This window comes from Alkalihalobacillus sp. FSL W8-0930 (genome assembly GCA_037965595.1).
Taxonomy (GTDB): domain Bacteria; phylum Bacillota; class Bacilli; order Bacillales; family Bacillaceae_D; genus Alkalicoccobacillus.
The window spans coordinates 129,209-146,977 of record CP150183.1; the positions used below are offsets into that span (position 1 = coordinate 129,209).

Below are 17,769 nucleotides of genomic sequence, written 5' to 3' on the forward strand. Positions count from 1 at the left end.
AATGAGCGGCAAACAAGTTCTTTGAAAACTGAACAAAAGCCAAGCGTACGAAGAGATACAAGATATCTCATAAGTATTAAAAAGTCGTAGCGTAAGCTACGCAATTGGAAAGTTGATGGTAACATCAACGCCAGCAGTTGAGCAATCAACTCACCACTTTTATGGAGAGTTTGATCCTGGCTCAGGACGAACGCTGGCGGCGTGCCTAATACATGCAAGTCGAGCGGACGTTTTTGAAGCTTGCTTCAAAAACGTTAGCGGCGGACGGGTGAGTAACACGTGGGCAACCTACCTTATCGACTGGGATAACTCCGGGAAACCGGGGCTAATACCGGATAACATCTAGCACCTCCTGGTGCTGGATTAAAAGAGGGCTTCTTGCTCTCACGATGAGATGGGCCCGCGGCGCATTAGCTAGTTGGAGAGGTAACGGCTCCCCAAGGCGACGATGCGTAGCCGACCTGAGAGGGTGATCGGCCACACTGGGACTGAGACACGGCCCAGACTCCTACGGGAGGCAGCAGTAGGGAATCTTCCGCAATGGACGAAAGTCTGACGGAGCAACGCCGCGTGAGTGATGAAGGGTTTCGGCTCGTAAAGCTCTGTTATGAGGGAAGAACACGTACCGTTCGAATAGGGCGGTACCTTGACGGTACCTCATCAGAAAGCCACGGCTAACTACGTGCCAGCAGCCGCGGTAATACGTAGGTGGCAAGCGTTGTCCGGAATTATTGGGCGTAAAGCGCGCGCAGGCGGCCTTTTAAGTCTGATGTGAAATCTTGCGGCTCAACCGCAAGCGGCCATTGGAAACTGGGAGGCTTGAGTACAGAAGAGGAGAGTGGAATTCCACGTGTAGCGGTGAAATGCGTAGATATGTGGAGGAACACCAGTGGCGAAGGCGACTCTCTGGTCTGTAACTGACGCTGAGGCGCGAAAGCGTGGGGAGCAAACAGGATTAGATACCCTGGTAGTCCACGCCGTAAACGATGAGTGCTAGGTGTTAGGGGTTTCGATGCCCGTAGTGCCGAAGTTAACACATTAAGCACTCCGCCTGGGGAGTACGGCCGCAAGGCTGAAACTCAAAGGAATTGACGGGGGCCCGCACAAGCAGTGGAGCATGTGGTTTAATTCGAAGCAACGCGAAGAACCTTACCAGGTCTTGACATCCTTTGACCACTCTGGAGACAGAGCTTCCCCTTCGGGGGCAAAGTGACAGGTGGTGCATGGTTGTCGTCAGCTCGTGTCGTGAGATGTTGGGTTAAGTCCCGCAACGAGCGCAACCCTTGACCTTAGTTGCCAGCATTCAGTTGGGCACTCTAAGGTGACTGCCGGTGACAAACCGGAGGAAGGTGGGGATGACGTCAAATCATCATGCCCCTTATGACCTGGGCTACACACGTGCTACAATGGATGGTACAAAGGGTTGCGAAGCCGCGAGGTGAAGCCAATCCCATAAAGCCATTCTCAGTTCGGATTGTAGGCTGCAACTCGCCTGCATGAAGCTGGAATTGCTAGTAATCGCGGATCAGCATGCCGCGGTGAATACGTTCCCGGGCCTTGTACACACCGCCCGTCACACCACGAGAGTTTGTAACACCCGAAGTCGGTGAGGTAACCTTTTGGAGCCAGCCGCCGAAGGTGGGACAGATGATTGGGGTGAAGTCGTAACAAGGTAGCCGTATCGGAAGGTGCGGCTGGATCACCTCCTTTCTAGGGAGTTTTACTTCTAGTCGATCACACAGTTTATCTGATGTGAATACGCTTTGGCTTTTGTTCGGTTTTGAATGAACTTATTCATTCAAACGAAGACCGACTTTCTGTCGGCATGGTTCTTTGAAAACTAAATCGTGCAATGCAAAACACACACAACGCAATCATCGTTAGATGAAAGCGAGTCTATATACACCATACTTGATGAATGACATCTTGCGATGTTCTGAAATTAACTTGGTTAAGTTATGAAGGGCGCACGGTGAATGCCTTGGCACTAGGAGCCGAAGAAGGACGCGACGAACGGCGAAACGCCTCGGGGAGCTGTAAGTGAGCTTTGATCCGAGGATATCCGAATGGGGGAACCCACCATTTTTAATCGAATGGTACCCGTATCTGAATACATAGGATACGAGGAGGCAGACCCGGGGAACTGAAACATCTAAGTACCCGGAGGAAGAGAAAGAAAAATCGATTTCCTGAGTAGCGGCGAGCGAAACGGAAACAGCCCAAACCTGAAGGCTTGCCTTCAGGGGTTGTAGGACATTCCATTGGAGTTACAAAGAAACGGAGTAGGTGAAGCATCTGGAAAGATGCGTCAAAGAGGGTAACAACCCCGTAGCCGAAACTTCGTTTCCTCCGGAGTGTATCCTGAGTACGGCGGGACACGTGAAACCCCGTCGGAATCCGGGAGGACCATCTCCCAAGGCTAAATACTCCCTAGTGACCGATAGTGAACCAGTACCGTGAGGGAAAGGTGAAAAGCACCCCGGAAGGGGAGTGAAAGAGATCCTGAAACCGTGTGCCTACAACTAGTCAGAGCCCATTAACGGGTGATGGCGTGCCTTTTGTAGAATGAACCGGCGAGTTACGATGTCGTGCAAGGTTAAGCTGATGAGGCGGAGCCGTAGCGAAAGCGAGTCTGAATAGGGCGAATTGAGTACGCCGTCGTAGACCCGAAACCGAGTGATCTACCCATGTCCAGGGTGAAGTTCAGGTAACACTGAATGGAGGCCCGAACCCACGCATGTTGAAAAATGCGGGGATGAGGTGTGGGTAGGGGTGAAATGCCAATCGAACTCGGAAATAGCTGGTTCTCCCCGAAATAGCTTTAGGGCTAGCCTCGAGGGAAGAGTCTTGGAGGTAGAGCACTGATTGGACGAGGGGTCCCCACAGGATTACCGAATTCAGTCAAACTCCGAATGCCAAGTACTTATCCTCGGGAGTCAGACTGCGAGTGCTAAGATCCGTAGTCAAGAGGGAAACAGCCCAGACCATCAGCTAAGGTCCCAAAGTATACGTTAAGTGGCAAAGGATGTGGAGTTGCCCAGACAACCAGGATGTTGGCTTAGAAGCAGCCACCATTTAAAGAGTGCGTAATAGCTCACTGGTCGAGTGACTCTGCGCCGAAAATGTAACGGGGCTAAACGTATCACCGAAGCTATGGATGAACACCTTAGGTGTTCGTGGTAGGGGAGCGTTCCAAGGACAGCGAAGCTAGATCGTGAGGACTAGTGGAGTGCTTGGAAGTGAGAATGCCGGTATGAGTAGCGAAAAGAGGGGTGAGAATCCCCTCCGTCGAAAGCCCAAGGTTTCCTGAGGAAGGCTCGTCCGCTCAGGGTCAGTCGGGACCTAAGCCGAGGCTGAAAAGCGTAGGCGATGGACAACAGGTTGATATTCCTGTACCACCTCTCCACCGTTTGAGTAATGGGGGGACGCAGAAAGGTAGGGTGAGCGCGCTGATGGATATGCGCGTCTAAGCTGTTAGGCTGGAAAGTAGGCAAATCCGCTTTCCGTTCGGCTGAGCAGTGATAGCGAGGGAAATTTAGTACCGAAGTCCCTGATCCTCCGCTGCCTAGAAAAGCCTCTAGCGAGGTGGAAGGTGCCCGTACCGCAAACCGACACAGGTAGGCGAGAAGAGAATTCTAAGACGCGCGGGAGAACTCTCGTTAAGGAACTCGGCAAAATGACCCCGTAACTTCGGGAGAAGGGGTGCTCTATTAGGGTGCAAGCCCGAGAGAGCCGCAGTGAAAAGATCCAAGCGACTGTTTAGCAAAAACACAGGTCTCTGCGAAGCCGCAAGGCGAAGTATAGGGGCTGACACCTGCCCGGTGCTGGAAGGTTAAGAGGAGGGGTTATCCTTCGGGAGAAGCTCTGAATTGAAGCCCCAGTAAACGGCGGCCGTAACTATAACGGTCCTAAGGTAGCGAAATTCCTTGTCGGGTAAGTTCCGACCCGCACGAATGGTGTAACGATTTGGATACTGTCTCAACGAGAGACCCGGTGAAATTATAGTACCTGTGAAGATGCAGGTTACCCGCGACAGGACGGAAAGACCCCATGGAGCTTTACTGTAGCCTGATAGTGGATGTTGGTATCGTTTGTACAGGATAGGTAGGAGCCTTTGAAACCGGAGCGCCAGCTTCGGTGGAGGCATTGGTGGGATACTACCCTGACGGTGCTGACATTCTAACCTCGACCCGTGATCCGGGTCAGGGACATTGTCAGGTGGGCAGTTTGACTGGGGCGGTCGCCTCCTAAACAGTAACGGAGGCGCCCAAAGGTTCCCTCAGAATGGTTGGAAATCATTCGAAGAGTGCAAAGGCATAAGGGAGCTTGACTGCGAGACCTACAAGTCGAGCAGGGACGAAAGTCGGGCTTAGTGATCCGGCGGTGCCGAATGGAAGGGCCGTCGCTCAACGGATAAAAGCTACCCTGGGGATAACAGGCTTATCTCCCCCAAGAGTCCATATCGACGGGGAGGTTTGGCACCTCGATGTCGGCTCGTCGCATCCTGGGGCTGAAGTAGGTCCCAAGGGTTGGGCTGTTCGCCCATTAAAGCGGCACGCGAGCTGGGTTCAGAACGTCGTGAGACAGTTCGGTCCCTATCCGTCGCGGGCGCAGGAAATTTGAGAGGAGCTGTCCTTAGTACGAGAGGACCGGGATGGACACACCGCTGGTGTACCAGTTGTTCCGCCAGGAGCATCGCTGGGTAGCTACGTGTGGACGGGATAAGTGCTGAAAGCATCTAAGCATGAAGCCCCCCTCAAGATGAGATTTCCCATAGCGTAAGCTAGTAAGACCCCTTAGAGATGATGAGGTTGATAGGTCTGGAGTGGAAGTGTGGCGACACATGGAGCGGACAGATACTAATCGGTCGAGGACTTATCCAATTTGGTGTATGACTGTGTGAGCACGATTTAGTTTTGAAGGAATCCTTTTCTTTCAAGTAGACAACAAACACGTAAGTGGTTGGCAGTCTAATAGTCCGGTGGCAATAGCGAAGAGGTCACACCCGTTCCCATGCCGAACACGGCCGTTAAGCTCTTCTGCGTCAATGGTAGTTGGGGGCTTCCCCCTGCGAGAGTAGAACGTTGCCGGGCACTGATTAAAAACCTTTCATCTTTTGATGAGAGGTTTTTTTGTGGTTTTAATTGAAGATAAAAGAGAAGAAAAATAGCCAAAGAACCAAGAGGAAAAGAAGAGGCACCAAGAACTCTAGCCATATACTAAGGAAAATGAAGACAAAATCAAGCCCCGAGCACATTCAATCAAGAATGCCCCCCCGATACCAAGAGCCAAGCCAACTTCAGCAAGAAGGAAGCTTCTTGTGCCAAGAACCACTCCATTATAATAAGAAGAACAGGGCCAGATCCAAGAAAAATGAACTACTTATTAAGAACAACACATACCCAAACACACGCGCAAGAACTCTACAGCCCTTTCTAATAACTTCTCTCTTCCAAGTCTAGATCATTCGAATCTGGCTACACTAATCAATAGACATACATAGCTCAGCATAGAATTTGAACTTTTTACCCAAACTGTTTATAATAAAGTTAGTCAAATATAGTCAAAGTCAAAATTCGATAATTATTGTACACATAAAATGTAATAGAAGAGGGGAGGTATAACGTGCGGAACATTTCTGATTTCATTGAGGAATACCTTAAGAGTACGCTACTAAATAGTGGGAAAGAATTAGTAGAGATTAAAAGAAGTGAACTCGCTAAACGATTTGAATGTGTCCCTTCTCAAATTAATTATGTCATTAGTACTCGTTTTACGTTAGAAAAAGGGTATATTGTTGAAAGTAAGAGAGGCGGAGGCGGATATATTCGGATTATAAAAGTCGAGACACATGAAAAGTCTGATTTATATGATCAGCTGCTGCACTTAATTGGACCAGTCATAGACCAGCAAACGGCAGAGAATATCGTTTTAAGACTTTATGAAGAAAAAGCCATTGCTAAACGCGAAGCTAATCTTATGATGAGTGTGCTGGATCGTTCGGTTTTAAAGGTTGAATTACCCTATCGAGATCAGTTACGCTCAAATATTTTAAAAGCAATGATTAATACTTTAAAATATAAATAAGCAGGATGAAAACGAGGTGAATAGTTAACATGAAATGCCAAGAGTGTCAGGAAAGACAGGCAACTCTCCATTTTACTAAAATCATCAACGGAGAAAAAATGGAAATTCATCTTTGTGAAACGTGCGCAAAAGAGAAGGGTGAACATGTACCCGGCACAAATACGTTCTCCATTCATCAGTTGTTATCGGGTTTATTGCACTTTGAGCATCCTTCAATACAGGAAAATGAGCAAAAGTCTTCACCTAAAGAATTGACGTGTGAAAATTGCCACATGACTTATAGTCAATTTGTTGAAATAGGAAGGTTTGGATGTGCAAACTGCTATAAAACATTTGATGAAAAGCTTGATCCTGTCCTACGTCGAGTTCATAGCGGAAACGTAAGGCATCATGGTAAAATTCCTAAACGAATTGGTGGAGGAATTAAACGTCAAAAAGAAATCAATGCTCTTAAGCTCAAAATAAAAGAGTACATCGAAAGCGAAGAATTTGAAAAAGCGGCTGAAGTCAGAGATCATATCCGTTTATTAGAACAAAAAAATAGAGAGTCTGAGGAGGGATAAGATGTCGCTTGAGCGTTTTATAAAAGATGCGATTAGTCCTTGGATGAAAGAGACAGGAACGGATGTAGATATCGTGCTAAGCAGTAGAATACGTCTAGCGCGAAATCTTAAAGAGTATCCATTTCCTATTATCTCCTCACTTGATCAATCAAAAGAAGTAGCTGATTTCACAGTTGAAGCACTAACGTCAGCTCCAACTGAACAAACTGGGGAATTAGATACTTTATACATGGAAGAAATGAAGTCAAATGAAAAACGTGTACTGGTAGAAAAGCATCTTATCAGCCCACACTTAGCGGAACAGTCAAAGCACGGGGCGGTTCTACTAAATAAAGATGAGTCCTTAAGTATTATGATTAATGAAGAGGATCACCTACGGATACAATGCTTGTTCTCTGGCTCTCAACTTGAAAAAGGGTTAGAGATTGCGCAGTCTGTGGATGATTGGGTTGAGGGACATCTAACCTATGCATATGATGAAAAGCGTGGGTATTTAACAAGTTGTCCAACAAATGTAGGTACCGGGATGCGGGCATCTGTCATGATGCACTTACCGGCTCTAGCAATGACACAGCAAATTAACCGAATTTTACCCGCAATTAATCAATTGGGATTAGTTGTTAGAGGAATTTACGGTGAGGGTAGCGAAGCATTAGGTAACCTCTTTCAAATCTCCAACCAAATAACACTTGGTAAGTCGGAGCAGGATATTGTAGATGATCTACACGGGGTTGTTACACAATTGATTCAAAGAGAGCGGAATGCACGGCAGATGCTCATGCAGAACTCACGATTAAAACTCGAGGATCGAGTCTATCGCTCCTATGGCATTCTATCTCAAAGTCGAATCATTGAATCAAAAGAAGCTACACGCAGATTATCGGATGTTAGGCTCGGCATTGATTTAGGATTGATTGAGGGATTATCAGGGAACATACTTAATGAGCTAATGATTTTAACTCAGGTTGGGTTTCTGCAACAATTTGCAGGGGACATCTTAACGGCCGATCAGCGAGATGAACGACGAGCCGCTTTGATACGAGAGAGACTTCAATTAAAGGAACAAGAACAGTGAACTGATTATAACGGAGGTGGCCATGTATGATGTTTGGTCGATTTACAGAGAGAGCTCAAAAGGTATTGGCACTAGCACAAGAGGAAGCGATCCGTTTAGGCCACAATAATATAGGAACGGAACATATCCTTCTTGGTTTGATTCGTGAAGGAGAAGGAATTGCTGCAAAAGCTCTTCAGGCATTAGGACTTGGACCAGAGAAGCTGCAAAAAGAAGTGGAAACACTTATTGGTAAAGGACAGGAAGGCTCTAAAACGAAGCACTACACACCAAGAGCAAAGAAAGTAATAGAGCTTTCAATGGATGAAGCTCGTAAGCTGGGTCATTCATACGTTGGGACGGAGCACATTCTACTTGGTTTAATTCGCGAAGGCGAAGGAGTTGCAGCTCGTGTCCTTAATAACCTAGGTGTGAGCTTAAATAAAGCTCGTCAGCAAGTACTTCAATTGCTTGGTAGTAATGAGGGTGGTAGCTCACAGCAACAGGGTGGAGCTGTATCCAATGCAAATACACCAACACTCGATAGTTTAGCGCGTGATTTAACAGCCATCGCACGTGAAGAGTCACTTGATCCGGTTATTGGCCGAAGCAAAGAAATTGAGCGCGTAATCCAGGTCTTAAGCAGAAGAACGAAGAACAATCCTGTCTTAATCGGGGAGCCTGGTGTTGGTAAAACGGCAATCGCTGAAGGGTTAGCTCAAGCCATTATCGCAAATGAAGTGCCTGAGACGCTACGTAATAAACGCGTCATGACACTTGATATGGGAACGGTGGTTGCAGGAACTAAATACCGTGGTGAGTTTGAAGATCGCCTGAAGAAAGTGATGGACGAAATTCGCCAGGCAGGAAACGTCATTCTGTTTATTGATGAGCTTCATACCTTAATTGGTGCTGGTGGAGCAGAAGGTGCCATAGATGCTTCAAACATCCTTAAACCATCTCTTGCTCGTGGAGAGCTTCAGTGCATTGGGGCTACAACCATTGACGAGTATCGTAAGTACATTGAAAAGGATGCAGCGCTTGAGCGTCGTTTCCAGCCAATCCAAGTCAATGAGCCTACACTAGATGAATCCATTCAAATCTTAAAAGGTTTACGTGATCGCTATGAGGCGCATCACCGTGTGACGATTACGGATACGGCAATTGAAGAAGCGGTGAAGCTATCAGATCGCTATATTCCAGATCGTTTCTTACCAGATAAAGCGATTGACTTAATTGATGAGGCAGCTTCTAAAGTACGCCTACGTTCTTACACGGCACCACCAGATTTAAAAGAGCTTGAGCAGAAGTTAGAAGAAACGCGCAAAGAAAAGGACGCATCTGTTCAAAGTCAAGAATTTGAAAAAGCTGCTTCCCTGCGTGATACTGAGCAACGTCTGCGTGAACAGCTTGATGAAATGAAAAACAACTGGAAGAAGAAGCAAGGCCAAGAAAACACCGAAGTCGCTGTTGAGGATATTGCTCAGGTTGTAGCAAGCTGGACTGGAATCCCAGTTGCCAAACTTGCAGAGGAAGAGACAGAACGTCTATTAAAAATGGAGGAAATTCTACACCAGCGTGTAGTTGGTCAGGAAGAAGCCGTCCTATCAATCTCTAAAGCTGTTCGTCGTGCAAGAGCCGGACTTAAGGATCCAAAGCGTCCAATTGGTTCATTTATTTTCCTTGGACCTACTGGTGTAGGTAAAACCGAGCTTGCTCGTGCTGTAGCTGAAACGCTATTCGGAGATGAGGATTCTGTCATCCGCATCGATATGTCTGAGTACATGGAGAAACATTCAACAAGTCGTCTAGTTGGTTCTCCTCCTGGTTATGTTGGACATGAAGAAGGCGGCCAATTAACGGAGAAGATCCGTCGCAAGCCTTATTCTGTTATTCTTCTAGATGAGATTGAGAAGGCTCATCCAGATGTATTTAATATCTTGTTACAAGTACTTGAAGATGGTCGTTTAACAGATTCAAAAGGTCGTACGGTAGACTTCCGTAATACGGCCGTGATCATGACTTCAAACGTTGGAGCAAGTGCATTAAAAGGAAACAAATATCTTGGCTTCACGACAGAAACAGAAGGTCGCGAATACAAAGATATGAAAGACCGTGTGATGGGCGAGCTTAAGAAAAGCTTTAGGCCTGAATTCATTAACCGAATTGATGAAATCATTGTCTTCCATGCACTTGAGAAGAAGCATATTCGTGAAATTATCACGTTAATGGCTGATCAGCTTAAGACACGTCTAAAAGAGCAAGGAATTGACTTTGAATTAACAGAGGAAGCCAAAGATAAGATCACTGATCTTGGGTATGATCCTGAATACGGTGCAAGACCATTACGTCGCGCTCTGCAAAAGCAAGTAGAGGATCGTTTGTCTGAGGAATTACTAAAAGGCACGATTGCTAAAGGGCAAAAAGCAGTCATTGGCGTAAAAGATAACGAGCTCTTTGTTGAAACGGTTGAAACAAAAGAAGAAACGAGCAACGTGTAAGCTCATACGTTAGCTTGCGTTGTTTAACAACAGACCGGGAGTATGAATGGCTCCCGGTCTTTATTTTTAAAAGTTTGTCTTTGGAGGAAAATGCATGGCCAAGAAGAAAACAAAGTTTGTCTGTCAGGATTGCGGGTACGAGTCGGCAAAGTGGATGGGGAAATGTCCAGGCTGTCAGGAATGGAACACGATGGTGGAGGAAATGGAAGCTGTGACAAAGCAATCGAGTCGAAGCTATGTGACCTCATCAACTACTACAACTAAACCACAGCCACTTTCTCAGGTTGTTGGAGATCGTGAACCGCGGATTGATACAACCATTCAAGAACTCAATCGTGTACTCGGTGGAGGTATTGTTCCAGGATCACTGGTTTTAGTTGGCGGAGATCCGGGGATAGGGAAGTCAACACTACTTCTTCAGTTATCGGCAAAGCTAGCCGAAAAAAAAGAGAAGGTGTTATACATTTCTGGTGAAGAATCAGTTAAACAAACTAAGCTACGTGCGGACCGTCTAGGGATGATTGCACCTGAGTTATTTGTTTTAGCTGAAACAGATCTTCAATTCATACAGCATGCGATTGAAGAGGTTGAACCATCTCTCGTTATCATTGACTCCATTCAAACGGTGTATCAGGATGATATTACGTCAGCACCCGGAAGCGTGGCTCAAGTTCGTGAGTGTACAGCAGCCTTTATGAAAATAGCTAAAACAAAAGGAATAGCCATCTTTATCGTAGGTCATGTTACGAAGCAAGGGTCGATTGCCGGTCCAAAGCTACTTGAACATATGGTTGATTCGGTTCTCTACTTTGAAGGAGAGCGACATCATACGTATCGAATTCTCCGGGCAGTTAAAAACCGTTTTGGCTCAACCAATGAGATGGGTATTTTTGAAATGAAAGAAGCCGGCCTAGAGGAAGTGTTAAATCCTTCAGAGATCTTTTTGGAAGAGCGATCACAGGGTGCTGCGGGATCGGTTGTTGTTGCCTCGATGGAAGGAACGAGACCGGTACTTGTAGAATTACAGGCTCTCATTTCACCAGCAGGTTACGGGAACCCTAGACGCATGGCAACAGGGATTGACCACAACCGAGTGTCACTTTTAATGGCGGTACTTGAGAAGCGTGTAGGGCTCCTATTGCAAACGCAGGATGCGTATCTAAAAGTAGCGGGTGGTGTGAAACTTGATGAGCCAGCTATTGATTTGGCCATTGCTTTAAGTATAGCATCAAGCTTTAAGGACCAGCCAACTCAATCAATGGATGCGGCTATTGGAGAGGTAGGACTGACAGGAGAGATTAGGCGCGTCTCAAGGATCGACCAACGTGTAAACGAAGCCGCTAAGCTTGGGTTTAAACGAGTGATTATACCAGAGAAAAACCTTGGTGGATGGACAGTTCCACCAGGCATTGAAGTAGTTGGCGTCCCTACATTGGAGCGAGCCATTGAAGTTGTTCTTGGGAGGTAGTAAAAATGGATGAACAAAACAAAAATGAATTTATTCAAAACCTTTTAAAGTTAGTCGCACCAGGTACGCCTCTTCGCGCTGGAATTGATAATGTTCTGCGTGCGAATACGGGTGGACTAATCGTGCTCGGTCACACGGACGAGATGAAACAAATAGTTGATGGAGGCTTTCATATCAATTGCCCATTCTCGCCTGCTTATCTATATGAATTGGCGAAAATGGATGGGGCCATTATTTTAAGTGATGATGGAAAAAAGATTTTATATGCCAATACGCAGCTTGTTCCGAACAATGGCATTACCTCAAATGAAACAGGAATCCGTCACCGGACAGCTGAGCGTGTAGCGAAGCAAACAAACCAGCTAACAATCTCTATTTCGCAACGTCGGAATGTCATCACGCTGTATCAAGGGGAGTTTCGCTATTCCTTAAAAGATATTGGCGTAATCTTAACCAAAGCGAATCAAGCCATTCAGACGCTTGAAAAGTATAAGTCCGTGCTGGAGCAATCCATTACAAACCTTGGAGCGCTTGAATTTGAAGAGCTAGTCACGTTGTCCGAGATTACACAAGTGATCCACCGCGTACAAATGGTTCTTAGAATTAAGAGAGAAATCCTAAACTACATCAACGAGCTTGGAGATGAAGGTCGCTTAATTACGATGCAGTTAAAAGAGCTTGTCTCTGATACGGAAAAAGAAGCGATGTTTCTGTTAAAGGATTACGTAAAAGACAGCAAGCAGGATGTGTCTAAAACACTTAAAGAGCTGACGGATCTTCAAACAGAGGATCTACTGGACGAACCGGCCATTATCAAAGCGTTAGGCTACCCTAAAAACGTCAACCTGGGTGAATTTGTTGTCTCACCAAGAGGGTATCGTATGCTACATCGAATTCCGAGACTTCCTTCACAAATCATTGAAAATCTTATTAATGAATATGAGAGCCTTTCAAACATTGTTTCTGCTGATACAAATAAGCTTGATGAAGTGGATGGTATTGGTGAAGCAAGAGCGCGAATGATTAAGAATGGATTAAATCGAATACAAGAGCAGTTGTTTATCGACCGTCACATTTAGTACAAAAGCTTATGTTGTTTTATGGATGACTTGTGTAAAATTCCAGTTTACTAGGTTTTGATTCCTTATTCTTGTCTATAATAACTAGAAGGAGGTGGACCGTTATGATGACTTGGATTGTAAAGATTTTTCTAATGGTAGCAGGCGGGGCTTTAGGCTTTATCTATATTCCTGAACTTATCCAACTTTTTTCTAATAATAATTTACCCGCCTGGGTAGAAAATGCATTCACGGGTATGATTTTTGGAATTGTTGTTATGTATATTGTTTCGATGTGGTTGGCTCGTTATATTGTGAATGTGATGAAAGTACTTGAAGAGCGGATCTTAAAAGCATCATTAACTGATATTATGTCTGGTACGCTTGGGTTGATTTTGGGTCTTGTGATTGGATACTTGATTAGTAGTCAAATTGCGCAGCTCCAATTTCTAGGGGTGCAAAACATTCTCCCAATCTTCGTGACAATTATCTTAGGTTACTTTGGCTTTCAAATTGGCTTTAAGAAGCGTGATGAACTCGTTCAGCTTTTCCTTATGAATCGTGGTGGCGGGAAAGAAAAACGTGCTGACGAGAATCCTAGTGCGAAACGGTTAAAAATTTTAGATACGAGTGTCATTATTGATGGCCGTATCGCAGATATCTGTAAAACTGGTTTTCTTGAAGGAACACTGGTCATTCCTGAATTTGTGTTAGCTGAATTACAGCATATTGCAGACTCGTCGGATGCACTGAAACGAAACCGTGGAAGACGCGGGCTGGATATTTTGAATAAAATTCAGAAAGAACTTCCGATTAAGGTAGAGATCTATGATGGTGATTTTGAAGACATTCAGGAGGTTGATAGTAAGCTGGTGAAGCTTGCCAAGATCTCTGATGGTGTGGTTGTCACAAATGACTTTAATTTAAATAAAGTATGTGAGCTACAAGGTGTAGCGGTTTTAAATATAAATGACTTAGCAAACGCAGTAAAACCGGTGGTCCTACCGGGTGAGAAGATGAATGTTCAAGTGATTAAAGACGGGAAGGAACATCATCAGGGGGTTGCGTATTTAGACGACGGAACGATGATTGTTGTAGAAGGTGGACGTGAATACATCGGGAAACAAATTGATGTTGTTGTAACAAGTGTTCTGCAGACAAGTGCCGGTCGTATGATTTTTGCGAAACCAAAGGTCTATGAAAAAGCCCTTTAATCTAAAGGAATGAAAAAGCACCTAAAATGTGGTGCTTTTTCTTTTTAGATTCAATGCGTAATCCCAGTTAAAAGAGTGTAAACATTGGGGTGGACATGCTAAAATGAAACGAATGCATGTATGAGAATTGGAGAGGGCAGGATGATGTATAGTATTGTGATCCCGGCTGCAGGTCAGGGCAAACGTATGAAAGCTGGTAAGAACAAGCAATTCATCGAAGTAAATCAAACACCACTCATCGCGTACACACTGCAAGTATTTGAAGAGGATGAGCAATGCAAGCAAATCATACTTGTTGCAAATGAATATGAAATAGAGGCTATGCAGGACATTGTACGAGCCTACAACATTCAAAAGGTTACACGCATTGCTGTTGGAGGAATGGAGCGCCAGCAAAGCGTTTATGAAGGATTAAAGCAACTTAGTGGACCCGATGAAATTGTCATGGTTCATGACGGAGCTAGACCGTTTATTAGAGAATCGATCATCCATGAACTAGTTAAGGCAACAAGCAAAGACGGGGGAGCGGTTGTTGGCGTTCGGATGAAGGATACCGTGAAGCGGGTCAGTCAAAACGCGATCGTTGAGACAATCGATAGGAGTGAGCTTTGGGCAGTCCAGACTCCTCAGGCTTTTTGGCGCGATTCCTTACTTGATGGCCATAAACGTGCGGAAGAAGAAGGATTTGTGGCAACTGATGACGCGAGTATTATGGAATGGGTTGGTTCAAAGATCGTGATGGTTGAAGGGGATTACAGTAACTTAAAGATCACGACACCTGAGGATTTACTAATGGCAGAAGCGATCTTACGAAAAAGGAGAATGGAACATGATTCGAATCGGACAGGGGTTTGATGTCCATCAATTAACAGAAGGACGTCCATTAATTATAGGCGGTATTACGATTCCATATGAAAAAGGGTTACTTGGGCACTCTGATGCAGATGTGTTATTACACACGATTGCGGATGCTGCACTTGGGGCTATTGGCGAAGGGGATATCGGAAAGCATTTCCCTGATACAAGCGAAGAGTTTAAGGATGCTGATTCTAAGGTATTACTACAGGATGTATGGTCCATGGTCAAAGAGCGCGGATTCAAGCTCGGTAATGTAGACTGTACAATTATGGCACAGATGCCAAAGATGGCTCCACACATTGAAGCGATGAGAAACCAAATTGCTGAGTTGCTTGAAGCAGATCCAGCTCAGGTGAACGTAAAAGCAACAACAACAGAGAAGCTAGGGTTTACTGGTCGTGGCGAAGGGATCGCTTCACAGGCTGTTATCTTAATTGAACAAGCATAGATGAATGTTTGTCACAATGGTGGTAGAATAGAAGCCGACGAATGAGGTAACGATTATTTAGATTGTAGAAATGGATGGTGTTAGCACATGAGTAGCAACGTACGTGTACGTTTCGCGCCAAGTCCAACGGGTCACCTTCATATTGGAGGCGCACGTTCGGCATTATTTAACTATTTATATGCACGCAACCAAGGAGGCAAATTCGTTCTCCGGATTGAAGATACAGATCAGGCTCGTAACGTGGAACAAGCGAAGGAAAAGCTACTTGATAGCTTAAAATGGCTTGGCATGGATTGGGATGAAAGTATTGATATCGGTGGAGAATATGGTCCATATAGCAGCATGGAGCGCGTAGATATTTATAAAGAGTATGTTCAACAGCTTCTTGACGAAGGAAAGGCATACTACTGCTACATGACATCTGAGGAGCTTGAGGAAGAGCGTGCAGCGCAGCTTGCTCGTGGTGAGGCACCAAAGTATAGCGGGCGTGATCGTGACTTAACTCCTGAGCAACGTAAAGCGTATGAGGATAAAGGAATTAAGCCTGTTGTACGTTTCCGTGTACCTCAAAATCAAGTTGTAAAGATTGAAGATGCTGTACGTGGAGACGTATCATTCGAAACAGATGGCATCGGTGACTTTGTTATTGCACGTAACGATGGTGTGCCAATGTACAACTTTGCGGTTGTAATTGATGACCAGTTGATGAAAATTTCTCACGTGATTCGTGCAGAGGAGCATTTATCAAACACGCCTCGTCAAGCGCTTGTCTATGAAGCATTTGGCTGGGAGAAACCAACCTTTGCTCACGCATCGTTGATCTTAAATCCAGATCGCCAGAAAATGAGTAAGCGTGATGAGTCCATTATTCAATTTGTTGAACAATATAAGGAGCTTGGATATTTACCTGAAGCACTTGTAAACTTCCTTGCGCTTCTAGGATGGTCTCCAGTTGGCGAAGAAGAGATCTTCACCATCGACGAACTATCAGAACAGTTTAGCCTAGAGCGTGTATCAAAGGCTCCAGCCGTATTTGATACAGATAAGCTAGCATGGATGAATAACCAATACATTCAAGCGGCTCCATTAGAAAAGATCGTAGACCTTGCCTTACCTCACCTTGTTCATGCAGGACGTTTGCCTGAGGAGATGGATGAGACTCGTAAGGAGTGGGCAACACGCCTGATTGGCCTGTACAAAGAGCAGCTTCATTATGGTGCTGAAATTGTTACGCTAACAGAGTTATTCTTTAAAGATGAAATTGAGTATAATGAAGAAGCAAAAGCTGTATTAACTGAAGAGCAGGTTCCTGAAGTTCTGAATCATTTTGTTCAAGAGCTTGATGCATTAGAGGAATATAGCGCTCCAGCTATTAAAGCAGCAATTAAAGCGACGCAAAAAGCAACGGGACAAAAAGGGAAGAAGCTGTTCATGCCAATACGTGTAGCAGCAACGGGCCAAACACATGGTCCAGAACTGCCTAATACGATTGAATTGCTTGGAAAAGCTACCATTGCTGCGCGCCTGAAACAAGCAGCATCACTCGCGTAAGAAAAACGATATAATCACAACTTGTTGATTGGGAGGGGCAACCAGACGTTCTGTATCCAGAGAACACTGCACATGCTGAGAGCAGTGTTACAGACTCGGTTGAACATGCACCCAGGAGACTTTTTCTAAAACCAAGTTCATTGTTAGTAGGAAAAAGCGGGACAGCTCCGTTACAGCTATAAAGAGTGAATAGTCGATTTGTCTATCACTAAAACAGAGTGGAACCGTGCAACCTGCGCCTCTGTACATCAAGGATGTACAGAGGCTTTTTTCATTTGAGTAAGGGGGAGTGAGTAGTGGGTATTTTTAGAACGTTGATGAATGACGTAGATGTTGTATTCCATCAAGACCCTGCAGCACGAAGCCGAATGGAAGTGGTTTTCACTTATTCTGGCGTTCATGCGATTTGGGCACATCGAATGGCACACGGACTTTGGAAGTGGAAGCTGCGCTTTTTAGCTAAACTCCTTTCCCAAATCAGTCGATTCTTCACAGGAATTGAAATTCATCCGGCTGCAGTCATTGGGCAGCGCTTGTTCATTGACCACGGGATGGGTGTAGTTATTGGGGAAACCTGTGAGATCGGAGACAATGTCACGATTTATCAAGGGGTTACACTTGGTGGAACAGGGAAAGAAAAGGGAAAAAGGCATCCTACCGTAGGCGATGGAGTGATGATTTCCAGTGGAGCAAAAGTGCTTGGTTCCTTTACGATTGGAGAGTACTCAAGAATTGGTGCCGGTTCTGTAGTGTTGAAGGAAGTTCCTCCAAACTCAACGGTTGTGGGAATACCAGGGCGAATTGTCGTAAAGAATGGATGTAAAGTGAACAATGAACTGGATCATCATATTCTACCGGATCCAGTAGCAGATAAATTTAAACAATTAGAAGAAGAAATGCTGGAATTAAAAGAAGAGCTATACCGGCAGAAAAATACGTCACGCTAGGCAGGGTATCTGCTTATGCT

General features: G+C 45.2%; 11 protein-coding genes and 3 rRNA genes. All 14 read left to right on the top strand.

Annotated features, from left to right (window positions below; genetic code table 11):
• The first annotated feature begins 158 nt into the window (after positions 1-158).
• Positions 159-1,710: ribosomal RNA gene (locus tag NSQ54_00660) — 16S ribosomal RNA — on the top strand.
• A gap of 239 nt (positions 1,711-1,949) precedes the next feature.
• A 23S ribosomal RNA gene (locus NSQ54_00665) occupies positions 1,950-4,883 on the top strand.
• Positions 4,884-4,977: 94 nt separating this feature from the next.
• A 5S ribosomal RNA gene (gene rrf / locus NSQ54_00670) occupies positions 4,978-5,093 on the top strand.
• Together the 16S, 23S and 5S rRNA genes form the textbook arrangement of a ribosomal RNA operon.
• Positions 5,094-5,625: 532 nt before the next feature.
• Complete coding sequence (locus NSQ54_00675) at positions 5,626-6,087, top strand: CtsR family transcriptional regulator (GenBank protein WYP26669.1); 462 nt, start codon at positions 5,626-5,628, stop codon at positions 6,085-6,087.
• A gap of 29 nt (positions 6,088-6,116) precedes the next feature.
• Complete coding sequence (locus tag NSQ54_00680) at positions 6,117-6,650, top strand: UvrB/UvrC motif-containing protein (protein WYP26670.1); 534 nt, start codon at positions 6,117-6,119, stop codon at positions 6,648-6,650.
• A gap of 1 nt (position 6,651) precedes the next feature.
• Entirely contained in the window at positions 6,652-7,725 is a 1,074-nt protein-coding gene (locus NSQ54_00685; protein WYP26671.1) for a protein arginine kinase, read from the top strand.
• 26 nt (positions 7,726-7,751) lie between these two features.
• Complete coding sequence (clpC, locus tag NSQ54_00690) at positions 7,752-10,205, top strand: ATP-dependent protease ATP-binding subunit ClpC (protein ID WYP26672.1); 2,454 nt, start codon at positions 7,752-7,754, stop codon at positions 10,203-10,205.
• 94 nt (positions 10,206-10,299) lie between these two features.
• The gene (gene radA, locus NSQ54_00695; GenBank protein WYP26673.1) at positions 10,300-11,673 is read left to right on the top strand and encodes a DNA repair protein RadA; all 1,374 of its coding nucleotides are present in this window, start codon (positions 10,300-10,302) and stop codon (positions 11,671-11,673) included.
• 5 nt (positions 11,674-11,678) lie between these two features.
• Entirely contained in the window at positions 11,679-12,752 is a 1,074-nt protein-coding gene (disA, locus tag NSQ54_00700) for a DNA integrity scanning diadenylate cyclase DisA (protein ID WYP26674.1), read from the top strand.
• 104 nt (positions 12,753-12,856) lie between these two features.
• Positions 12,857-13,945 carry a PIN/TRAM domain-containing protein gene (locus tag NSQ54_00705; GenBank protein ID WYP26675.1) on the top strand — a complete coding sequence of 363 codons (1,089 nt, stop codon included), beginning with the start codon at positions 12,857-12,859 and terminating at the stop codon, positions 13,943-13,945.
• A 141-nt stretch (positions 13,946-14,086) separates the two neighbouring features.
• Positions 14,087-14,800, top strand: coding sequence for a 2-C-methyl-D-erythritol 4-phosphate cytidylyltransferase (ispD, locus tag NSQ54_00710; protein WYP26676.1), 714 nt, complete (start codon positions 14,087-14,089; stop codon positions 14,798-14,800).
• On the top strand, positions 14,775-15,251 hold the full coding sequence (ispF, locus tag NSQ54_00715) for a 2-C-methyl-D-erythritol 2,4-cyclodiphosphate synthase (GenBank protein WYP26677.1): 477 nt from the start codon (positions 14,775-14,777) through the stop codon (positions 15,249-15,251). The genes ispD and ispF overlap by 26 nt, the downstream gene beginning before the upstream one ends.
• 87 nt (positions 15,252-15,338) lie before the next feature.
• Complete coding sequence (gene gltX, locus NSQ54_00720; GenBank protein ID WYP26678.1) at positions 15,339-16,802, top strand: glutamate--tRNA ligase; 1,464 nt, start codon at positions 15,339-15,341, stop codon at positions 16,800-16,802.
• A gap of 302 nt (positions 16,803-17,104) precedes the next feature.
• On the top strand, positions 17,105-17,749 hold the full coding sequence (gene cysE, locus NSQ54_00725) for a serine O-acetyltransferase (protein ID WYP28468.1): 645 nt from the start codon (positions 17,105-17,107) through the stop codon (positions 17,747-17,749).
• The last annotated feature ends 20 nt before the right edge of the window (positions 17,750-17,769 follow it).

Bases quoted from the DNA above. Each gene is read 5' to 3' on its own strand.
- disA (WYP26674.1), top strand. From the start codon at position 11,679: ATGGATGAACAAAACAAAAATGAATTTATTCAAAACCTTTTAAAGTTA.
- gltX (WYP26678.1), top strand. From the start codon at position 15,339: ATGAGTAGCAACGTACGTGTACGTTTCGCGCCAAGTCCAACGGGTCAC.
- radA (WYP26673.1), top strand. From the start codon at position 10,300: ATGGCCAAGAAGAAAACAAAGTTTGTCTGTCAGGATTGCGGGTACGAG.
- NSQ54_00680 (WYP26670.1), top strand. From the start codon at position 6,117: ATGAAATGCCAAGAGTGTCAGGAAAGACAGGCAACTCTCCATTTTACT.
- NSQ54_00705 (WYP26675.1), top strand. From the start codon at position 12,857: ATGATGACTTGGATTGTAAAGATTTTTCTAATGGTAGCAGGCGGGGCT.
- ispF (WYP26677.1), top strand. From the start codon at position 14,775: ATGATTCGAATCGGACAGGGGTTTGATGTCCATCAATTAACAGAAGGA.
- ispD (WYP26676.1), top strand. From the start codon at position 14,087: ATGATGTATAGTATTGTGATCCCGGCTGCAGGTCAGGGCAAACGTATG.
- clpC (WYP26672.1), top strand. From the start codon at position 7,752: ATGATGTTTGGTCGATTTACAGAGAGAGCTCAAAAGGTATTGGCACTA.
- NSQ54_00685 (WYP26671.1), top strand. From the start codon at position 6,652: ATGTCGCTTGAGCGTTTTATAAAAGATGCGATTAGTCCTTGGATGAAA.